Source organism: Prevotella sp. C0026C3 (genome assembly GCF_056590795.1).
Genome location: NZ_JBWPWW010000009.1, coordinates 1 through 21,688 on the forward strand (window position 1 = coordinate 1; position 21,688 = coordinate 21,688).

Below are 21,688 nucleotides of genomic sequence, written 5' to 3' on the forward strand. Positions count from 1 at the left end.
CTCCGAGGTTAATTGATGATATTTCACAATACAAAGTTAATTAATCTTGGGGAGACAGAGGTCTCCCTTTTTTATTTTTTAAGCATTGCTTGTTGATTTTCCACTCATGGGGGCTGCTCGCCCCCAAACCCCTCGGTGTTTTCTGGTATAGATTATTAAGCTAAACCTACACCTGAAATTGCAGTTCTATGTTGAACTTGCGAGATAACACCTATTAATCATAGGATTAATAACGATTATAAATAAATCTCAAAAATTGCCTTATTTCTATTTTTTTTTATAATTTTGCTCTAGTAAACTTTAATAGATCGTTTAACTTTGAGATAATACGACGACCATGATGAAACTAATTGCAGAAAGTGGTTCTTCACATACGAGTTGGGTACTAATTGAAAATGGTAAGATTATAGAGCAACAACGCTCTGATGGTTTAAACCCTTATTTTCAGAACCGAAGAGAGATTAGCAGAAGCATCAGGCTAGGACTCCCCGAAGAGTTTTTTCACAAAAAGATTCAACATATCTATTTTTACGGAGCAGGATGCGATACTGAAACTCGTAAAAACACCGTGAAGGCCTCTCTTATCTCTCAGTTTCGCACGCCGGTGACCGTAGAAAGCAATCTTGTGGCAGCAGCTAGAGGACTCTGCCAAGACAAGCCCGGCATTGCCTGCATCCTAGACACGGGGTCGAACTCATGCCTTTACGACGGCAAGCAAATTGTATCAAGCGTCAAAACCTGTGGATTCATTTTAGGAGACGAAGGTAGTGGTTCGGCCATTGGTAAGAGTTTTCTATCTGATGTACTGAAAAATTTAGCACCCGAAGAACTGGCCCACACCTTTTACAAGCAGAATTATACAAATGCCGATGAAGTGATGAATGCCGTATACAACGAACCTAGACCCAATTATTATTTGGCCAAGACGGCTTTTTTCCTCACACCACATACCGGAAATCCATATGTACACGACTTGATTGTCAATAATTTCCGTAGCTTCTTCAAACGCAACATCGCACAATTACCTTATAAAGACTACCCCATCAGTTTTATTGGTAACGTAGCTCACACCTATTCCGACCTATTATTAGAAGTATGTGACGAATTCAGCATCACTCCCGCAGCTATTGTGGAATCTTCTTTGGAAGGGCTGATTACTTATCATGGAAATAATTTCCAGACTCCCTAAACAATAATAGTTCTTCAACACTGTGCTATAGCAACCAATACTATACCAAACCGGATAACTGGAATCTTATAATAAAGATTATCTTACATCCCCAAAACAAATATAAATAAGCATTATACCGCCTTCTTTAAATGCAAAAATATATTTCTAATATTTAAATTTACATATATTTAAAGTTTTCTCTTGCATTTATTTTTATTTTATCGTATTTTAGTAGCCAATTAATCATAAGCTTATGACCATGTACACAAGAAGAGATTTTCTTAAAAAAGCAGTTCTTGCTACAGTCGGTTCCACATTGATTTTGGAAAAGGCTCATGCCTTTGAGAAGTTGGCACGTCCTTTTACAGGCAAGCCAAAAAATTCTTCAAAAATTTCCAATGCTACTATTAAGCAAACTATGGAGAGTTGGGGAATCGTCACCGTTTCTGTTTGTAACATGCGACAAGCTGATGATTACGATTCCGGGCAAGTTTCCCAAGCGCTCTTAGGAATGCCTGTCAAAATACTAGGTGAAAGCCACGAATGGACCAAGATACAGACTCCGGAAGATTATATTGGCTGGACATTAACACGAACGGTTACACATGTCAGCGCTGAACAGCATGCAGAATGGAATGCTTCAGAACAAGTAGTTGTAACAAGTATCTACAGTATGGTCTATTCTGAACCAAAATTAAGTTCTCAAACCATGAGCGATGTAGTAGCCGGAAATCGATTCAAACTATTAAACAGCACCAAATATTTCTTCCACATAGCTTATCCCGATGGTCGAAAGGGATATTTGAAGAAGACCGACGGAGATCTATTGAGTCATTGGCGCAAGCATTTGAAGTACGATGCACAAAGTATCATTGCTACGGGGAAAAGCCTGATGGGGTTACCATATATGTGGGGTGGAACGAGTACCAAGGGCGTTGACTGTAGCGGTTTTGTACGTACCACTCTCTTTATGCACGACATTATTATTCCACGTGATGCCTCCCAACAGGCTTACAAAGGAGAACATATTGACATTACCTCTGATTTTGGCAATTTAAAACCGGGCGACTTGGTTTTCTTCGGTTCCAGAAATGCAGAGACCAACAAGCCTCGCGTCTCTCATGTGGGTATATATATAGGTAATAAGAAATTCATCCATTCATTAGGATTTGTTCATATCAGCAGTTTCAATCCCGATGATGAAGAATACGATGAATACGACTTGAACCGACTATTATGGGCGGAACGCATCTTACCTTATATTAATAAGGAAGAAGGAATGATGACCACCAATCACAATACTTATTATCAATAAATATTGATTACGATGAGTAGCAGACGAGATTTTATTAAAAAGGCCACATTGGCTACACTAGGTGCAGCCATCTCTACAGGCAAGATAGATGCCATCAAGCATGTAACGATTCCTGCCATCAATATCAATCGCGCAGGAAAATCAGGGAAACTCAAAATGAGATTCTTCCCTTACGATCTCAAGCTACGCCATGTATTCACCGTAGCTACCTACTCTCGCACCATGACTCCCGATGTTCAAGTGGAAATTGAATATGAGGGAGTGACGGGATATGGTGAGGCTTCTATGCCCCAATACTTAGGACAGACCGTACACAGTGTGACGACATTCCTACAAAAGGTGGATTTGAGCCGCTTCAATGATCCTTTCCAACTTGAAGATATACTTACCTATGTAGACAGTTTGTCACCGGGTGATACGGCAGCCAAAGCCGCAGTAGACATCGCCTTGCACGACTTAGTGGGCAAACTTCTTGGTGCACCATGGTATAAGATATGGGGACTGAACAAGCAGAAAGCTCCTTCAACCACCTTTACTATCGGTATAGACACTCCCGAAGTGGTCAGACAAAAAACCAAAGAATGTGCTGATAAGTTCAATATATTAAAGGTGAAACTTGGCAGAGACAACGATAAAGAACTCATTCAGACCATTAGAAGCGTCACCAATCTACCTATTGCCGTCGATGTAAACCAAGGATGGAAAGACCGCCAAATGGCTCTCGACATGATTCTTTGGCTCAAAGAGCAAGGCATCGTGATGGTAGAGCAACCCATGCCCAAAGAGATGAAAAACGACATTGCATGGGTTACAGATCAAAGTCCGCTGCCTATTTTTGCCGACGAAGCCATCCAGCGACTGAAAGATATTGAGAATGTGCGAGGAGCCTACTCCGGTATCAATATCAAACTCATGAAATGCACCGGCATGCGCGAGGCTTGGAAAATGCTGAACTATGCTCGTTCCATTGGCATGAAAGTAATGGTGGGCTGTATGACAGAGACTTCTTGTGCAGTCAGTGCGGCCGCCCAATTGGCACCCGCAGTCGACTTTGCCGACCTAGACGGAAACCTTCTCATCTCTAACGACCGTTTCAAAGGAATGGAAGTCGTAAAAGGAAAGATTACACTACCCGACCGTCCCGGTATTGGCATTGTGAAAATATAACCTAAAAAGAAATATCATGCGTGCTCCACGTCTTATCTTACTATCCTTTCTTGCCGCTTGTTCGTTGACAGCAAGCGCTTACTCATGGGAAGAAGATTTGCATCATCGCCTGTTAGTCGATTTCAATAAAAGTCGAGACGAGGTCAAAGCCTACATCCAACGATTTATTCCTGATGTGACAGACAAGCAGATGGATATATGGGAAGCATCTCATGCACTGGAGAGTATGGTCATAGATGGCAAGAAACGTTATTTCCACAACGCCGCTCCCAACCTTTTCAGAATTGATAAAGATTGCATCCGTATCAAAACAGAAAAGGAAGGCTTGTCGCAAGAAGGCTATGAAGAGAAGGACAAAGACAATGTACCATTTATCATTCAAAATGCTGACAAAGTCTCTCATTTGGCAGAACCAAAGCGCATCAAGGTAACTTATACCTTGACCGTAAAGCCAAATGCCGTACCCGCAGGAGAACTTATCAGATGTTGGTTGCCATTTCCGAGAACCGATATAGCCCGACAAACCAACGTAAAACTGTTGAGTACAAGTGAGATACTATATCAACGTTCACCACAGAATCATGCTCACTCTACTCTCTACATGGAGAAACGAGCCAAAGCCGATGAACCTACAATCTTCTCAGAAACTTTCGAATACACCACTTATGGCTATTGGGCAGGCCTAAGCCCTGACCAAATCAAGCCATACAATACCCATAGTAAGCTTTATAAACAATACACCTCGGAGCGTGACAAGCACATGATTTTCACCCCGATGTTACGTCATTTGGCCGATAGTCTGACGCGTGGAGAAAGCAATCCGCTGTTGAAAGCCCGTCGAATACTCGCTTATATAGATACCAACTATCCGTGGGCATCGGCTAGAGAATACTCTACGATTGAGAATATCCCTGAATATGTGGTTCTCAACAAGCATGGCGACTGCGGACAAGTCACATTATTGTTCGCCACCCTATGCCGTATTTGCGGTATTCCCTCGCACTTCCAAAGTGGCTTCATGCTACATCCCGACAATGAAAATCTACACGATTGGTGTGAAATCTATTTCGAAGGAATCGGCTGGGTGCCTGTAGATATATCGTTCGGCATACCCTCTTATACCCAAAACGAACGCGAGAAATGGTTCTTCTTAGGTGGTCTCGACTCATGGCGCATGGTAGTCAACCAAGATTTTGGCATGTCATTATACCCTACCAAGACTTATCCGCGAAGTGAAACCGTAGACTTTCAACGTGGCGAAGTGGAATGGCGTGGTGGCAATCTATATTTCGACAAGTGGTCGTGGAATCTGGAACGTCAAGACCTCTAATAAGTTTGACTATCTCAAAAGGGCATATCTCCCTACTCCACGAATACGATAAACATGAAAACAAGAACAATTTTATTATAACTTTAATACATCGCTTATGAAAAAACAAATCACACTTATTAGTGCACTCCTCCTCTATGGTGGCACTATGGGGAACTTGGCATCTACGTATGCAGCCAATCCTCCTCAGTTTGTAAGCAAAAGTGAGACGACAGAAATCGTCAAAGGTACAGTAGTCGACAGCCAAGGCGAGCCTATCATTGGCGCCAGTGTTGCCGAACAGGGAACGACACGAGGAACCGTTACCGACTTGAATGGTAACTTCTCATTCAAAGCCGGTACCAACGCCAAGCTCACAATCTCGTTCCTAGGCTACAAGACCGTTACAGTAAAAGCTTCCAACGGGATGAAGATCAAGCTTACCGAAGACAACGCTTTGCTCGATGAAGTCGTAGTAGTAGGCTACGGTCAGCAGAAGAAAGTAAACCTGACGGGTGCCGTTGCCAACGTCGATCTCGACAAGACATTGGGCAGTCGCCCCGAACAAGACGTAACAAAAGCACTTCAAGGGTCCGTTCCCGGCTTGAGCATCCTAAACTCTAGTGGCGATTTGGACGGCACTCCATCTATCACAATTCGTGGTTTGGGTACGCTTTCTAATGGTCAGAAGTCCTCACCTCTGATTGTTGTAGACGGTGTTCCGGTCGACGACCTCTCCATGATCAATGGCAATGACATCGCTTCTATCTCTGTTTTAAAAGACGCCGCATCCTCTGCTATCTATGGTAGCCGCGCTGCTTTCGGTGTCATCCTTATTACAACCAAGCAGGGAAAACGAGGCGATAAGGTTTCTGTGAAGTACGATGGAAAGTTCGGTTGGGACAGTTCTACCTACCTTCCCGATTATCCCGATGTTCCTACCCAGTTGAATGCAGCCATCGCAGCCAAGGCAAGAGCAGGCTCAGGATCTGTAGAATTGTTCGGTATGTACTTCGACAAGCTACTCCCTTATGCCGAAAAATGGAAAGCACAACACAGTGGTCGTAAGGGATACAGTGCTATGGAGCCATGGCAGAGCGACAGTAACGTAGGCGATTATGCCTTTGTCAACGGGCAACCGATGTACTATGCCGACTACGATATTCAAAAAATATGGTACAACAACGCCGCACCATCACAGAGTCACAACATCTCTTTGAGTGGTTCCAGCGGTCGTACCAACTTCTACGCATCATACGGCTACAGCAGTAAACAAGATATCATGAAGTTCAATCCGGGTATCAGAGATAAGTATAATGCCACTGTTAATATCAACACAGATATCACCGACTGGCTGAGCGCAGGCGTCAGAGTGAACTATACTCACCGCAAGATGGGGCGCGCCGATACCTACAATAACATCTATCAGTACCTATGGCGTTGGGGCTCTTTCTTCATTCCGTCGGGCTATATGCAGTCTGAAGATGGCACTATCAACGATTATCGTGTCGTAGCTCTGCAGAAACAGGCTGCTCGACAGTATATTTTCCACGACCAAATGAGCCTCAATGCGTATATCAAAGCCAACATTACGAAAGACTTGACACTGAATGCTGACTACACATATAATGTAGAAAACTTCAACTTCAAGTCGAGCGACCATAGCGTATATGGCATGAACTGGTCGGGAACAAGTCCCACATACATCGTTCAGCCAACCGCTTCAAGCGCTACCCGTTGGAATACCAAGAAGACACGTTGGGCTGCCAACGCTTACTTGAACTACACCCACTCTTGGAACGACGCCCATAATCTGAACGTCATGGTCGGTATCAATGGCGAAAACTATAAATCAGACTACTTCTATGTAAATCGCACACAGCTCTATGATGAGAACTATCCCGAAATCAATTTGGCTTATGGCGATTTAAAGAAAGCCACCCTAGACTCTTCGACAGGCGATCGTGCCTCTGCCGGTTACTTCGGTCGTATCAACTACGACTACAAGGGTATCTATCTACTCGAACTGAACGGACGTTACGATGGCTCTTCCCGTTTCCCCAACGGAGACAAGTGGGCTTTCTTCCCATCCATTTCTGCCGGTTATAGATTTACCGAAGAGCCCTACTGGCAAGACCTTCATAAATACATTTCAAGTGGTAAGTTGCGTTTCTCTTACGGTGAGATAGGTAACGAGGCTGTAGGAGATTGGATGTTCATCTCTACGATGAGTCCTTACTCAGAGTCTAAAATTACATGGTTGAACAGCGCTGGTACCAAAGTCACCCAGTTTGCTATCCCCTCTTGGGTATCCTCTACCTTGACGTGGGAGCGCATCCATACACTCGATGCCGGAATCGACTTAAGCTTCCTCAATGGCGATTTGAACTTAACAGCCGATTGGTTCCAGCGTTCTACCACCAACATGCTAGCTCCCGGTACAGCCCTTCCGGCCAGTGTAGGTGCTGCTGCTCCTTACACCAATGCAGGCGAATTACGCTCACGCGGTTGGGAACTCTCGCTCAGTTATCGCAAGCAACTCAACAAAGACTTAGGCGTATATGCCAACTTCAGCATCAGCGATTCTAAGGTAAAGGTGCAGAAGTGGAACAACAACTCTAAGGTTATTGGCTACACCGGTGGCATCGTAGGCGACAACAATGCAAGAACCTACGCTTACGCAGGTGAAAATTGGGGCGATATTTGGGGCTTCGAAACCGAACGTTACTTTACCGAAAACGACTTCGACGGCAAAAATGCCGATGGTAGTTGGAAGTATAAGAGTGGCGTAGCTAGCCAAGTTGGTATCCAGACCGATAACTTCGTATATGGTCCCGGTGATATTAAATTCAAAGATTTGAATGGTGATGGCGTCATCGACGGTGGTAAAGGTACAGCCGATGATCACGGAGATTTGAAGGTTATCGGTAACACTCTACCTCGCTACGAATATAGCTTTCACCTCGGTGGCAACTATAAAGGCTTCGACCTCGACCTCTTCTTCCAAGGAGTTGGTAAGCGCGACATGTGGACAAAGTCTGCATTTGCATTCCCGGAGATGCGTGCTGCCGACCTTGCCATTTATGCTAACCAAACGAAGTACAACGTCTACGACCCTACAGGTAAGAACACCAATATCAGCGAGAGCAACGATTTCCCATGTCTCTATCCGGGTAACGAAGGTTCAGGCAATGTTTCCGGACTTGCACCCATCGGTGGTGAACACAACTATTATCCTCAGACCAAGTACTTAGTTAACATGGCTTACCTCCGCTTGAAGAACATCACATTGGGCTATACCATGCCTGCTTCTCTCAGTAAGAAGTTCTACATCCAGAAACTTCGCGTCTATGGAAGCGTAGACAACCTCTGTCTGCTCTACAAAGGTAGCGGCAATCTGCCTGTCGACCCCGAAATGAACGAAGGCCAAGGTTCACTCTCATACGGTACATGGGGACGTACTTATCCTATCACTCGCACATGGTCGGTAGGTCTGCAAGTTACATTCTAAACCTAATAGAAACACTTTAAGATATTACGATTATGAAAAAATCAATCCTATATATCATGGCTTTGGCCGGTTGTATGCTGACTAGCTGCAACGACTTTTTGGAAAAGTCACCTCGTGACACGTTCACCAACGACCCAAGCTTTTGGAATAACGCCAACGACGTAGCCAGCTATAGCAATAAGTTCTACGACAACTACACCGGCTACAGTTCTGGTGGCGGTGCCGGATGGTTCTATTTCAAGACCCTATCCGACGACCAAGTGAATGCCAATTTCTCCGATTGGACCTTCAAGACCATCCCTTCTACAGCCAGTGATTGGTCAGGCGGATTCACAGAGATACGCCGTATCAACTACATGTTGCAAGGTTTGGAAAACTCTACCCTTGCCAATCGTACTTACTATAAAGCTGTAGGTCGTCTCAACAGAGCATGGCAATACTACCAAATGGTACGCGAATACGGTAACGTACAGTGGCAGAACAAAGTAATTCTGAACCCGGAAGACCCTACCATCTATGGTTCTCGCACCGATAGAGACGTCGTCATGGACTCTGTACTCAACGATCTGAACTACGCCATTGCCAACCTTGGAACCACCAAGGATAAGACTGCATGGAGCAAAAACATGGCACTAGCCATGAAGAGTGATATCTGTCTCTACGAAGGCACGTTCTGTAAATACCGCACACAAACCGATAATGGCAAGGCTCCCGATGCTGCCCGTGTCAAGAAATACCTGCAAGAGAGTGCCGATGCTTCCGATGCCATCATCGCTTCGGGTACCTATAAGTTGACCGACAAGTATGGTGAAATCTATAATAGTCTTGACTTGAACAACTGCAGTGAAATCATTTTCTTCCGCAACTACGAGAAAGATATGGTCATGCACGGAACCATCGACTACACTTGTAGCTCTACCACCATCAGCGGTATCACGAAAGACGCCTTCGATGCATTCCTCTTTACCGATGGAAAGCCATTGGCTACCACTTCTCGCAATAAAGACGACAAGGCCATTATCAACAAGAATGGCAACTTCTCTATCAGCAAACTGCTCGCAGAACGCGACGGTCGACTCAGCGTTTTGCTCGATTCCATCATCTGTTTTAAAGGGCATGGATGGGCACGCTTGAACAACGAGGGCAAACCTTCGGGTTCGGCAGAGATGACTTCATCGACAGGTTACACCATCCGAAAGTATGATAACCTCACATTAGAGACCTACTACCGCACCAACACCAACACCGGTTATACCGATGCTCCGCTCTATTGGTACGCCGTAGTGCTACTCAATAATGCCGAAGCAAAGGCCGAATTAGGTACCATTACCAATGCCGACCTCGACAAGACCATCAACTTGCTACAGAAGCGTGCCGGACTCCCCGCCATGACAACAACCGTTGCTGCCGACCCAGCCAATAATATGGGTGTCAGCGACCTACTTTGGGAGATTCGTCGCTGCCGTCGTTGCGAATTGATGACCGACAACTGGTACCGCTATTGGGACTTGGTACGTTGGCATCAGCTTGACAAACTCGACTCCAACAAGTATCCTAACATCAATCGTGGTGCCAACCTCACCAACATGACCGACAATGCCGTGAAGGTAGACGAGAACCACTACATGATTGGAACCTCTGCTACGCGTACATTCAACAACAAGTATTACCTCTATCCTATCCCCAACAGCCAGCTTACTTTGAACCCTTCCACCGGACAGAATCCTAACTGGTAAGACTCAATACTATCATAACCGTGCCCGACTGAACCGATGGTCAGGCACGGTTTTTATTTTTATACGACACAACAGTAACAACACATACATGAAAAAAACTTTTTGTTTGATAGTGCTTCTCATAGGATTCTTCCTTTCTATGCAGGCACAGCAAATCAAACATTTCCGCTTTGCCCAAATCACCGATCTCCATCTGAATCCTAACAGCCCACAACCTACAGAAGACCTGTTACGCTCTGTAGCTGCCATCAACGCTACCGACAGCCTCGACTTTGTACTCGTCACCGGCGACCTGACCGATAATGGCGACCGCATCTCACTACAAAAGGCTAAAAGTTGTCTGGATTTGCTACGCTATAAGTATTACACCATCATGGGCAACCACGAGACCAAGTGGAGCGAATCGGGCTGTACAGCCTTCACCGACATCTTCGGTAGCGAACGATTCTCATTCATCCATGGGGGCATTCTCTTCCTCGGGTTCAACTCCGGGCCACTCATCCGCATGGCATTAGGCCATGTTCCACCCCAAGATATAGCTTGGGCCAAACACGAGATAGAGACACAGAGCCAGCGACTAGGCAATCCTCGGCTGCCCGTAATGTTGGTCACCCACTATCCCATATTGCCGGGAGACGTAGACAATTGGTACGAAGTGACCGATGCTCTACGCCCTTATAACGTTCGCCTTTTCATCGGCGGACATTACCATCGCAACAAAATGTTCGATTACGACGGTCTTCCCGGAATGCTCACTCGCAGCAACTTGCGCGACAAGCAAGGCACCACGGGCTATAGCATCTTCACGATTACTCCCGATTCCATCACCTCTTACGTACAAAACTCCGACGGTTCACGTCGTCCGATGGTTGCCTTATCCTTGCATACCAACTACTTCGACCACCAAGGCCATGCCAAACAATACCCCGACTATAGTGTCAACAAACAATACTCCAAGGTAAAGGCACAATGGCGACTAGCCACCAGTACGGCCATCCTCTCATCGGCTGCCATACTCAACGACCACCTCTTCGTGGGCGATGACGCCGGAAATCTCACGGCCTATCGACTGAAAGACGGCCGGCAACAGTGGCAACAATCGCTGAAAGCACGCATTGTGGGTACACCTGCTGCCACAGATGGCATTGTAGTATGTGGTTCAGCCGATAAAAATATCTATGGATTTGATGCCAAGAGTGGTAAAAACTTATGGACGGTTCATACCGATGCTCCGGTCTTAGGAGCCATCAACATCACCCACCACACGGTATATGTAGGTGGCAGCGACGGCATATTCCGAGCTATCGACCTCTATTCGGGTCAACAGAAATGGCAGTACGAGGGTGTCAAAGGGTATATTGAGACTTTGCCACTCGTAACAGATAGTTCCATCATCTTCGGTGCGTGGGACAATACCCTTTATTGTCTGAACACGACAAACGGAACCGAACGTTGGCGCTGGACTAATGGCGAACAGCGCATGCACTTCTCGCCTGCTGCTGTATGGCCGGTATCTTCCAACGGTCGCGTATTCATCGTAGACCCTCGTAGAGTACTGACTGCTATCGATCTTACCACAGGTAAAACGCTTTGGAGTACCAAGCAATCGATGGTTCGCGAAAGTATTGGCCTCTCAGCCGATGGCCTGCGCATCTACGCCAAGACTATGAACGACAGCATCGTCTGCTATAGTGCCACATCAGACATCCCCCGACAACTGTGGGCTACCAATGCCCGATTCGGCTACGAGCACGCCACAACCATGCTACCCGAATACGATGGCACGGTATTCAGCACCACCAAAGAGGGGTTGGTGATTGCACTCGATGGCAAGACCGGCCGTATCAAATGGCAACACAAAGTGGGTAACTCGCTGGTTAACACCGTTGTACCCATCGATAAACACCATCTTGTCACCACATCTACCGATGGTTGCATCTACCTCTTAAAACATTGACCGTGCTGCCAAGCCTTTTCAGCATTGCTGCATGGGCTTGACAGCATTGCTGTTTGGCTCATGCAGCAGCCCCAAATAGCCCCTTTTGAAATTTAAGATTTTTGAGATAAACAGCCATAAAGAACAATTATACGAAAAGACTAATAACATTATGTTTGCTTGGCTTGCTATGTATACTTGGCAATGCGCAAACCACGGGGACTACGTATGTTCCTCCATTGGAAACAGAATTAGAGAAAGAGAACTTCCTAAAACGATTAGTGAAAGACAAGAAAATGCTTATTGGGCGACCAGCTTCCATGGCTTATGAGACTCTTAAACAAGGTGGATTCCCCATAAAACATATGTCAACCTCTACAGTTGGCCCATGGAGTCAACCAGATGGAATAGAATATATGACCGGCGTAATATTCTTTGATAAGACAGTAAAAGAAATAGAAGCAACGAATACTGCATTTTTAGTGACTATAAAACTAGGATTATGGGTAAACGATGTTGATTTTTGGAAAAGTCTTCCGGACGAGAATTGGATGGAATATATATATAGGAGCAAACAAAAACAACATCATACAAGACATTGATTATGAGAAGGTAAAAGCTTTTCTAAAGCTAAACAGGCATGGTGTATCGCATAGAACGCTGGATACACCATGCCTGTAGTCTTTTTAAAAGGAAATAAAATATCAAAGACAACTCCTATAAGTATGGAGTCTAATGCTTCTTTAATTCTGTCGCAACGAGTTCTGCCAACTTTTTAGCTCCCCGCTCGTTAGGGTGAACACCATCTTGAATGACCAAATGACCGTAGGGAGAAAAACCCGTATGCAAGTCGATAACCTTGCATTTATTCTTCTTTGCTACCTTCCGAATAGTTGGAATGATAGAGTTGACCAGCACAGAATCGCTCATATTCCACGTGGGCTTGAAGATGGGAATGGGCGTACACAGATAGATTGTAGGGTGAGTGGGCAAGGCTTTAAGGGTATCGACCATAGCTTGCAAATCGCTGGCAAAGTCTTGACCATACTGCCAATTCTCCGGTTTGGTATCATTAGTACCCAACTTCAGTACCACTACATTCGGCTGGAATTCCCTTGCATCTCTCCATAACGGTTCATTTACGTACGGCAGATTACCTTTGCGAAGCAGCGTTCGGGCTAATATACCGAAATTACCAACATGATATTGGCTACCCAACAGCTGTTGCAACACAGATGGATAACTCGTATGAGAGGCCATACTCAAGGCCATTCCTTCCGTAATAGAGTTTCCGATACAAGCCACACGAATTGCATCGGGACGCGGAGACTTAAGATGATGGAGCCAAGAAGTGAGGTCGTTCAGCATTTGGTCGTGATAACCAAAACTCGACCAAAACCCGAATCCATGACTACCACCGGGATAAACATAGAGCGAACAGTCGTTCCCCTCACGTCGCATGGCCGAATAATAGGCTATACCATTATAGATCGGATTCACCGCATCATCGTCATTGGCTAGCAGAATAATGGCTGGTGGCGTGCTATGCACGCGTACACGAGTCTCCATGGAATACAGTTCTTGCATGGCAGCATCGTCTTTTAACGAGCCAAGCAACTGTTCTCTGGAAGAGACATGAGTGCCACGCTTCATCGTAATAACTGGATAAAAGAGAATAGAAAAGTTGGGACGGTCGGCATAACTCAACAAACAAGAAGCCATGGCAGCCAAGTGACCACCGGCAGAAAAGCCCATAATGCCCACATCGGCAGGATTGATACGCCACGTAGACGCACTATCACGCACCGTACGGAGAGCCTGTCGGACATCGGTTAGAGGCACATTGCGGTCGCCATGTGGCATATTGTATTCCAAAACGAAGTAGGCTATGCCTTGATGATTGAAGTAATCAGCCCAGTCGTGTCCCTCATGATCGGTGGCAAGTATCGTATATCCGCCACCCGGACAGTCTACAACGGCACGCCCGGTAGCTACAGAGGCGTCGGGGAGATAAGCCGTCAACACGGTGTTACGACCTGTTGCAAGTTTTAATTGGAAAGTTACCGTCTTGCCCCACCCTGTCACCGAGGATAGCAAACAGACGAAAAGTAGTAATAAGTTTCTCATATAAAAGTAATTAGTTCTATGTTTTATCTAGTCAATTTCATACGTCTCCAAATGAAATTGGGTATCAATCGCCAGAAGAAAGTGAGAACAGCATAGCGCCAATCTATCACTACAATATGGCGACGAGCCAATATGCTGCGAACTATAGCACGTGCCACTCGCTCCTTATCCATCAACATGGGATAACGACCACCCGATAGCAAGGGGGTATCTACGAATCCCGGACGGATGTCGGTAAATGTAATCGGTAATCGACGGCTATGAGCCAACTGCTCCAAAGCTTGAATATAGGTGGCTTGATAGGCTTTGGTGGCGCTATAAGAGGGAGCCGGACCTAGTCCTTTAGTACCAGCAATAGACGAAACAATAGCTATATGGCCATATCTCTGATGCTCCATGAGATGGAACATGGTATCAATCAAACGTGTAAAACCGCTGACATTGGTATCGACCGTGGCTGTCTCTATAGACTGTTCAAGCATAGGATTCTGCTTTCCTACACCCGATACATGAACATAAAGGCCTATCCCACCCATCTCTTCGACCAAGCGAGTCAACAAGATTGGCGCATCCATCGTCGTAACATCTATCTGCGAGATAGTAACCTGTGCAGGATACTTCGCTTGAATATCGTGTAAAGCATCCAAACGTCGTGCAGCAATGCCGATATGCCAACCGGCTTGACAAAGAAGTAGGGCTACTTCGCGCCCTATTCCCGACGAAGCTCCCATGATAACAGCCTTTTTCATGAAGTACAAAGTTAATTCTTTTTGATTAAAATATAGTTCTTTAGCAAATAAAATAAAAATAAACACGTATCTTTGCATCATATCATCTCTGAAACCAAAAGCTATATATGAAGGATTTTTTCAAAAACGTACTTGCCACAATTGTAGGCCTTTTTATCTTCGGAATTATTACAGTGTTCTTCTGTTTCATCGGTGCTATCGGTATGATAACAGCCAATAGCTCTACCAAGAAGCTAGAATCAAACTCAGTACTGTTGCTGAAACTCGACGGAAACATGTCTGAACAAGACGAAACAACATTGAGTGACCAACTCTATGGAAATACGGGTGTCAGTTTCAAAACTTATATAGAAGCTATCAACGAGGCTGCCCATAATGATAATATCAGCTGTATCTATTTGGAATCAGGCAACTTGACTGCCGATATAGCACAAAGGCAAGAGTTACGCGATGCGCTTTTGGAATTCAAAAAGAGTGGAAAGAAAGTAATAGCCTACGGTGAGAACTATTCACTATTGAACTATTATTTGGCCACAGCTGCCGACAAGGTATACATGAATCCTATTGGTTCGATTACTTGGAAAGGTATAGGTGGTGAGATGGTATATGTGAAAGACTTGCTAGCTAAAGTGGGTGTAAGGGTCGTTCCATTCAGAATGGGCAAATACAAGAGTGCCGTGGAGATGTTCACTGAGGACAAAATGTCCGATCCAAATCGCGAACAGACAGAACGATATATCCATGGATGGTGGGACACAGTATTAAATGCAGTATCCGGCAGTCGTAAAATATCGAAGGATTCTCTTAACGCTTACGCTGACAGACTGATTGGTATGGAGGAGACTTCAAAGATGGTTGGTTACAAAATGGTCGATGGACTGTACTATAACGACCAAATCAAGGATGTCGTAAAGAAAGCTATCGGTATAGATAAAGACGAGGAACTGAATCTCATCACACCATCAGAGTTGGTAGCACAGAAAAGTGAAAGTGCCGAAAAGCATATCGCTGTGTACTATGCATACGGAAATATAGTAAACAACAAGATGCCACAAAGTATGTTTGGTGAAAATCATGAGATTGTAGCTAAAGATGTTTGCCGCGATTTACAAGATTTAGCTGACGATGATGATATAAAAGCTGTAGTTATAAGAATCAACTCCGGAGGTGGAGATGCATACGCATCGGAACAACTATGGCATCAAGTAGCCGAGTTACGCAAGAAGAAACCGGTGGTAATCTCGATGAGTGGTGCAGCCGCATCGGGTGGATATTACATGAGTTGTCCGGCCAATTGGATTGTTGCCGATCCCACAACGATTACCGGTAGCATCGGTATTTTCGGACTACTTCCCGACCAATCAGAACTAATGACCAAGAAGTTAGGCCTGAAATTCGACGAGGTGAAGACCAATCGTAACTCCGTATTTGGGGCTAGTGGTCACTTCTTGACCGGTGAACAGTTCAATATCATGCAAACAGCCATTGAGAATGGATACAAACTGTTCAAGAAACGGGTGGCTGAAGGCAGGAAGTTGTCTATGGAACAAGTGGAAAACATAGCTCAAGGTCATGTTTATCTAGGTGCAGATGCCATCAAAATAGGTCTCGTAGACGAACTTGGAGGCTTGAATAAGGCCATAGCTAAAGCTGCCGAACTGGCAAAGTTGAAGAATTACGGTACCGCTAGTTATCCTGAAGCCAAAAGCTGGTTGGATAACATTATGGCTATACCGGATAACAGCAGTTTCCTTGACAAACAATTGGAAACTACATTTGGCGAATACTACACGACTTTCAAACTTATCAAAGATATGCAACATAGGGACAGATTGCAAGCTGCCATGCCTTACATATTAAGAATACAATAACGCAATGAGAACAGAAGGAGATCTGATAAAAATCAATGAATGGCTATTACCATTAAGTTGGCTCTATGGCATAGGGGTCAGATTCAGAAACTGTCTCTTTGAAATGGGTGTGCTCAAAAGTAAAGCTTTTGATATACCTGTTATCTCTGTAGGAAATATTACAGTGGGTGGTTCGGGTAAAACTCCACACGTGGAATACCTGATTCGACTACTTGAAGATAAGGTTAAAGTCGCAGTGCTGTCACGAGGATACAAGCGCAAATCACGAGGATACCTGCTTGCCGATGAAAATACGGCTATGGAGCAAATTGGCGACGAACCTTTCCAAATGAAAAAGAAATATCCTAATATTTATATTGCGGTAGATGGGAAGCGCTGTAGAGGCATTGATAGGCTCACAACAGATGCAGCTACCAACGATACCGACGTCATTTTGCTAGACGATGCATTCCAGCATCGCTATGTAAAACCCGGCATCAACATTCTTTTAGTCGACTATCATCGCATTATTATTTACGATAAACTGCTGCCGGCAGGAAGACTTCGTGAACCACATTCCGGAAAAAATCGTGCTGATATCGTTATTATCACCAAATGTCCAAAGGATTTGAACCCGATGGAATTTCGTGTATTGACCAAGGCAATGGACTTATATCCTTATCAGAGTCTTTTCTTCTCCACCATAGAATATGCAGACCCAAAGGCTGTATTCATTGACAAGGAAATTGAAAAAGAAGACTTGAAGAATTATAACACGCTACTCTTGACCGGCATTGCCTCTCCACAGCAAATGGAACAAGACCTTACGGCCAGCGTCAAAACGCTCACACCGATGAGTTTTCCGGATCATCACCGCTTCACAGCACGCGATATTGAAGAGATAGAAAGAACATTCATGGCCCTACCAGAGCCTCGCATCATCCTCACAACAGAGAAAGATGCCGCCCGACTGAGCATCTTAGATGGATTCAGCGAACCTGTACGGAGTCATATCTATGCACTTCCCATCCAAATAAAATTCATGCTCGACGACGAAGAGCAATTCAATAAAAAAATCATTGACTATGTACGAAAGAATTCAAGAAACAGCATTCTGGTTAAAGGAAAGGATGACAACAAGTCCAAAAACGGCAATCATACTCGGAACAGGACTCGGACAATTAGCTTCAGAGATAACTGATAGTTATGAATTTCCATACAGTGAAATTCCTAATTTCCCCGTCTCTACAGTCGAAGGACATGCAGGTAAGCTGATATTTGGTAAACTTGGAGGTAAAGACATCATGGCGATGGAGGGACGATTCCATTACTATGAGGGTTATGACATGAAGGAAGTAACGTTTCCAGAGCGCGTCATGTACGAGCTGGGAATTAAAACTCTCTTCGTAAGCAACGCTTCCGGAGGTATGAATCCCGACTTTAAAATCGGTGATTTGATGATTATCGACGACCATATCAACTTCTTCCCAGAGCATCCACTACGCGGAAAGAACTTCCCGACAGGTCCTCGTTTCCCCGATATGCACGAACCATACGACAAGAACCTTATTGCTTTGGCCGACAAAATCGCAGAAGAAAAGGGCATCAGAGTGATGCATGGTGTGTACATGGGAGTACAAGGTCCGACCTTCGAGACCCCCGCTGAATACAGAATGTACCATCGTATGGGAGCCGACGCTGTAGGTATGAGCACCGTACCAGAGGTTATCGTGGCTCACCACTGTGGCATCCGCACATTCGGAATCAGCATCATCACTGATCTAGGATTGGAAGGTCAGGCTGTAGAAGTTTCTCACGAAGAAGTGCAGGAAGCTGCTAATCGTGCTCAACCATTGATGACCGAGATTATGCGCGAGATGATTAAAAGAACAGAATAAGACGATATTAATATATGGAAATATCTGAATTGGGAGAGTTCGGACTCATCGAACGACTCACAAAAGACATCCAAATCAAGAACGAATCGACAAAGTATGGTGTGGGAGACGACTGCACCGTACTTCATTATCCTGACAAAGAGGTGCTCGTAACAAGCGATATGCTGATGGAAGGGGTACATTTCGACCTCACATATATCGACCTTCAACACCTCGGATATAAGTCGGCAATGGTGAATATCAGCGATATTTTCGCCATGAATGGTACACCAAGGCAGATGATTGTCAACATAGCGCTCAGCAAACGCTTCAAAGTTGAGGATATGGAAGCCTTTTATAGTGGACTACGTATGGCTTGCGACAAGTGGAATATCGACATTGTAGGTGGCGATACGACCTCGTCTTATACCGGACTGGCTATCAGTATCACGTGTATCGGTGAAGCAGCAAAAGAGGATATTGTGTACCGTAATGGAGCCAAGGATACCGACCTCGTATGTGTAACGGGCGACCTCGGAGCCGCATATATGGGTTTACAGTTGCTCGAACGCGAGAAATCGGTCTATTACCAACAAGTGGAAGAAGCTCAAAAGAAGAACGACCAGCATGCACTGGAACAACTTCGTAACTTCCAACCCGACTTTGCCGGCAAGGAATACCTGCTCCAACGCCAACTGGAACCGGAAGCTCGTGGAGATATGATACAAAAATTACGCGAGGCAAATATCCATCCTACAGCCATGATGGACATCTCCGATGGACTCAGTAGTGAGCTCCTACACATCTGTAAGCAGAGCCATTGTGGATGCCGCATATACGAAAAGAACATCCCTATCGACTATCAAACAGCCGTCATGGCAGAAGAATTCAACCTGAATGTTACCACCTGTGCTCTCAATGGTGGCGAAGACTACGAGCTACTCTTCACAGTTCCCATTGGCGACCATGCCAAAATAGAAAACATTGAAGGCGTGCGGCTCATCGGACACATCACAAAAGAAGAACTTGGTAAGCAGCTCATCAGTAGAGATGGAAACGAGTTTGAACTTTTAGCACAAGGTTGGAATCCAATGGCTAAGTCCGGTAAATAGCCTTATATAGTTAATTTTTATTAACCACCAAGGGAAACTATCGCGGTCATTCGATATTTACAGCTTTTATATATACCTTTGCAACACCTTTTAAATGACTATGGTGCCATAGCTCAGTTGGTAGAGCAAAGGACTGAAAATCCTTGTGTCCCCGGTTCGATTCCTGGTGGCACCACTTCTAGCAAATTCTTTTTAAGAATGCGTAATAGGTAAACTTATAATCAGTGTCATCACTCTTAAAGAGTTGATGACACTTTTCTTTTCGCCCTATCCTCACTCATATCCACAACAAACACTCAATTCAGCTACATTCTATAAACTAACTAGCAACAAAAAAGTGTGTCAGAACATCTGACACACTTTTCATATCGTGTTTGTAGAGGATATACCTTACTTCACTTTATCAACGATAGCCTTGAATGCTTCAGGGTTGTTGACAGCGAGATCGGCAAGAACCTTACGGTTAATCTCGATACCGGCCTTGTGTAGAGCACCCATCAATGTAGAGTAGCTCATATCCTGTAAGCGAGCAGCTGCGTTGATACGCTGAATCCACAATGAGCGGAAGTTGCGCTTTTTATTACGACGATCGCGATAAGCATAGGTAAGACCTTTTTCCCATGTATTCTTTGCTACCGTCCAAACATTCTTTCTAGCTCCATAGTAACCTTTTGTGAGCTTCAGAATTTTAGTTCTCTTTGCTTTAGAAGCAACGTGATTTACTGACCTTGGCATAGTTTTCTGCTAATTTAAAAAGTTCGACTAAAAAGTAATAATTAACGGAGACACAGCAAGTCACGAACCTGCTTCAAGTTTGTCCCATCCACCAATGTCTGATGAACAAGATTTCTCTTTTGCTTCTTTGTCTTCTTAGTCAGAATGTGACTGTGGTAAGCATGATGTCTCTTAATCTTACCTGTACCAGTGAAAGAGAATCTCTTCTTTGCACCGGAGTTTGTCTTAACTTTTGGCATTTTTTTGTTGTTTAATTGTTATTTATATAGAGTGGCAACGCATATACCCGGCGTTACGCACTTTTTCTCTTTCTATGAGAGATTTACTCTCCCTTGAGTTTGCTCAGCACATCCTCGCCATTCTTAGCATTGGCGAACAATCCGTTCTTCTCTGCCAGTACAGCCTGCTCTTCCTTAGCGGCAGCCTTAGCTTCTGCTTCACGCTTTTCGCGATCCATCTTCTGCTGACTTTTCTTTACAACAGCAGCTTTCTTCGGAGCAAGATAGAGGAACATCTTCTTCCCCTCTAACTTAGGCATCTGTTCTACTTTACCATACTCTTCCAAGTCATTGGCAAAACGTAGCAACAACACCTCACCTTGTTCTTTGAACAAAATAGAACGGGCACGGAAGAAAACATACGCACGCACCTTGTTACCTTCATTGAGAAACTCCTGAGCGTGTTTCAGTTTAAACTGGTAGTCGTGCTCATCCGTCTGCGGTCCGAAGCGAATTTCTTTCACTTCTACCTTCACCTGCTTCTGCTTCATCTCCTTTTGATGCTTCTTTTGCTGGTAAAGGAACTTCGAATAGTCAATGATACGACAAACCGGTGGCTGGGCATTTGGTGAGATTTCTACAAGGTCTACCCCTTGTTGACGAGCCATATCCAACGCCTTTCGTGTAGGAATCACCTCTGATCCGCTTTCACCTACGATGCGGACTTCACGTACGCGTATCTGTTCATTTACGCGATACTGGTTTTTCATTTTGTCATTCTTCATTCAACTATTTTATGTGACAGTTTTTGCTAAACGGCTGCAAAGTTACGAGTTTTCACTTGACTAGCAAAATTTTTCCACGCTTATTTTAAC

The 21,688-nt window shown here is 44.7% G+C and carries 17 protein-coding genes and 1 tRNA gene; 13 read left to right on the top strand and 5 right to left on the bottom strand.

Annotated features, from left to right (window positions below; all coding sequences use genetic code 11):
• Positions 1–340 precede the first annotated feature (340 nt).
• The 8 genes from AC1EK4_RS07055 (at position 341) to AC1EK4_RS07090 (ending at position 12,747) form a co-directional block, all read left to right on the top strand.
• Positions 341–1,189, top strand: coding sequence for a hypothetical protein (locus tag AC1EK4_RS07055; RefSeq protein WP_062434460.1), 849 nt, complete (start codon positions 341–343; stop codon positions 1,187–1,189).
• Between the two features lie 241 nt (positions 1,190–1,430).
• Entirely contained in the window at positions 1,431–2,486 is a 1,056-nt protein-coding gene (locus AC1EK4_RS07060; protein ID WP_231725632.1) for a C40 family peptidase, read from the top strand.
• A gap of 12 nt (positions 2,487–2,498) precedes the next feature.
• On the top strand, positions 2,499–3,653 hold the full coding sequence (locus AC1EK4_RS07065) for a dipeptide epimerase (RefSeq protein ID WP_036898969.1): 1,155 nt from the start codon (positions 2,499–2,501) through the stop codon (positions 3,651–3,653).
• Between the two features lie 16 nt (positions 3,654–3,669).
• Positions 3,670–4,983 (top strand): transglutaminase-like domain-containing protein, encoded by a 1,314-nt coding sequence (locus AC1EK4_RS07070; protein WP_480357604.1) that lies wholly within the window; start codon positions 3,670–3,672, stop codon positions 4,981–4,983.
• A 97-nt stretch (positions 4,984–5,080) separates the two neighbouring features.
• Positions 5,081–8,473, top strand: coding sequence for a SusC/RagA family TonB-linked outer membrane protein (locus AC1EK4_RS07075; protein WP_480357605.1), 3,393 nt, complete (start codon positions 5,081–5,083; stop codon positions 8,471–8,473).
• Positions 8,474–8,505: 32 nt separating this feature from the next.
• Positions 8,506–10,209, top strand: a complete 1,704-nt coding sequence (locus AC1EK4_RS07080; protein WP_480357607.1) for a RagB/SusD family nutrient uptake outer membrane protein — start codon at positions 8,506–8,508, stop codon at positions 10,207–10,209.
• 88 nt (positions 10,210–10,297) lie between these two features.
• Complete coding sequence (locus AC1EK4_RS07085) at positions 10,298–12,166, top strand: outer membrane protein assembly factor BamB family protein (RefSeq protein WP_480357608.1); 1,869 nt, start codon at positions 10,298–10,300, stop codon at positions 12,164–12,166.
• Positions 12,167–12,384: 218 nt separating this feature from the next.
• Positions 12,385–12,747, top strand: coding sequence for a hypothetical protein (locus AC1EK4_RS07090; RefSeq protein WP_480357610.1), 363 nt, complete (start codon positions 12,385–12,387; stop codon positions 12,745–12,747).
• Between the two features lie 130 nt (positions 12,748–12,877).
• On the opposite strand, the gene axeA1 is transcribed toward AC1EK4_RS07090, so the two are convergent.
• On the bottom strand, positions 12,878–14,272 hold the full coding sequence (gene axeA1 / locus AC1EK4_RS07095) for an acetylxylan esterase AxeA1 (RefSeq protein ID WP_036898950.1): 1,395 nt from the start codon (positions 14,270–14,272) through the stop codon (positions 12,878–12,880).
• Between the two features lie 23 nt (positions 14,273–14,295).
• Positions 14,296–15,021 (bottom strand): SDR family NAD(P)-dependent oxidoreductase, encoded by a 726-nt coding sequence (locus AC1EK4_RS07100; protein ID WP_036898947.1) that lies wholly within the window; start codon positions 15,019–15,021, stop codon positions 14,296–14,298.
• Positions 15,022–15,128: 107 nt separating this feature from the next.
• Here AC1EK4_RS07100 and sppA point away from each other — a divergent pair, with 107 nt between their 5' ends.
• The 5 genes from sppA (at position 15,129) to AC1EK4_RS07125 (ending at position 20,035) form a co-directional block, all read left to right on the top strand.
• The gene (gene sppA, locus AC1EK4_RS07105; RefSeq protein ID WP_036898944.1) at positions 15,129–16,892 is read left to right on the top strand and encodes a signal peptide peptidase SppA; all 1,764 of its coding nucleotides are present in this window, start codon (positions 15,129–15,131) and stop codon (positions 16,890–16,892) included.
• A gap of 4 nt (positions 16,893–16,896) precedes the next feature.
• On the top strand, positions 16,897–18,072 hold the full coding sequence (gene lpxK, locus AC1EK4_RS07110) for a tetraacyldisaccharide 4'-kinase (protein WP_480357612.1): 1,176 nt from the start codon (positions 16,897–16,899) through the stop codon (positions 18,070–18,072).
• Positions 17,957–18,769: a purine-nucleoside phosphorylase gene (locus AC1EK4_RS07115; protein WP_084589739.1), complete on the top strand. Its 813-nt coding sequence runs from the start codon at positions 17,957–17,959 to the stop codon at positions 18,767–18,769. Before lpxK ends, AC1EK4_RS07115 begins: the two co-directional genes overlap by 116 nt.
• Positions 18,770–18,783: 14 nt before the next feature.
• The gene (gene thiL, locus AC1EK4_RS07120) at positions 18,784–19,860 is read left to right on the top strand and encodes a thiamine-phosphate kinase (RefSeq protein ID WP_036898935.1); all 1,077 of its coding nucleotides are present in this window, start codon (positions 18,784–18,786) and stop codon (positions 19,858–19,860) included.
• A 102-nt stretch (positions 19,861–19,962) separates the two neighbouring features.
• Positions 19,963–20,035 (top strand) — tRNA-Phe (locus AC1EK4_RS07125).
• A 215-nt stretch (positions 20,036–20,250) separates the two neighbouring features.
• Here the strand turns inward: AC1EK4_RS07125 and rplT are convergent.
• From rplT to infC, 3 genes are all read right to left on the bottom strand, one after another.
• Entirely contained in the window at positions 20,251–20,595 is a 345-nt protein-coding gene (rplT, locus tag AC1EK4_RS07130; RefSeq protein WP_036898932.1) for a 50S ribosomal protein L20, read from the bottom strand.
• 41 nt (positions 20,596–20,636) lie between these two features.
• Entirely contained in the window at positions 20,637–20,834 is a 198-nt protein-coding gene (rpmI, locus tag AC1EK4_RS07135; protein WP_036898929.1) for a 50S ribosomal protein L35, read from the bottom strand.
• Positions 20,835–20,917: 83 nt separating this feature from the next.
• The gene (gene infC / locus AC1EK4_RS07140; protein ID WP_480357615.1) at positions 20,918–21,598 is read right to left on the bottom strand and encodes a translation initiation factor IF-3; all 681 of its coding nucleotides are present in this window, start codon (positions 21,596–21,598) and stop codon (positions 20,918–20,920) included.
• Between the last annotated feature and the right edge of the window lie 90 nt (positions 21,599–21,688).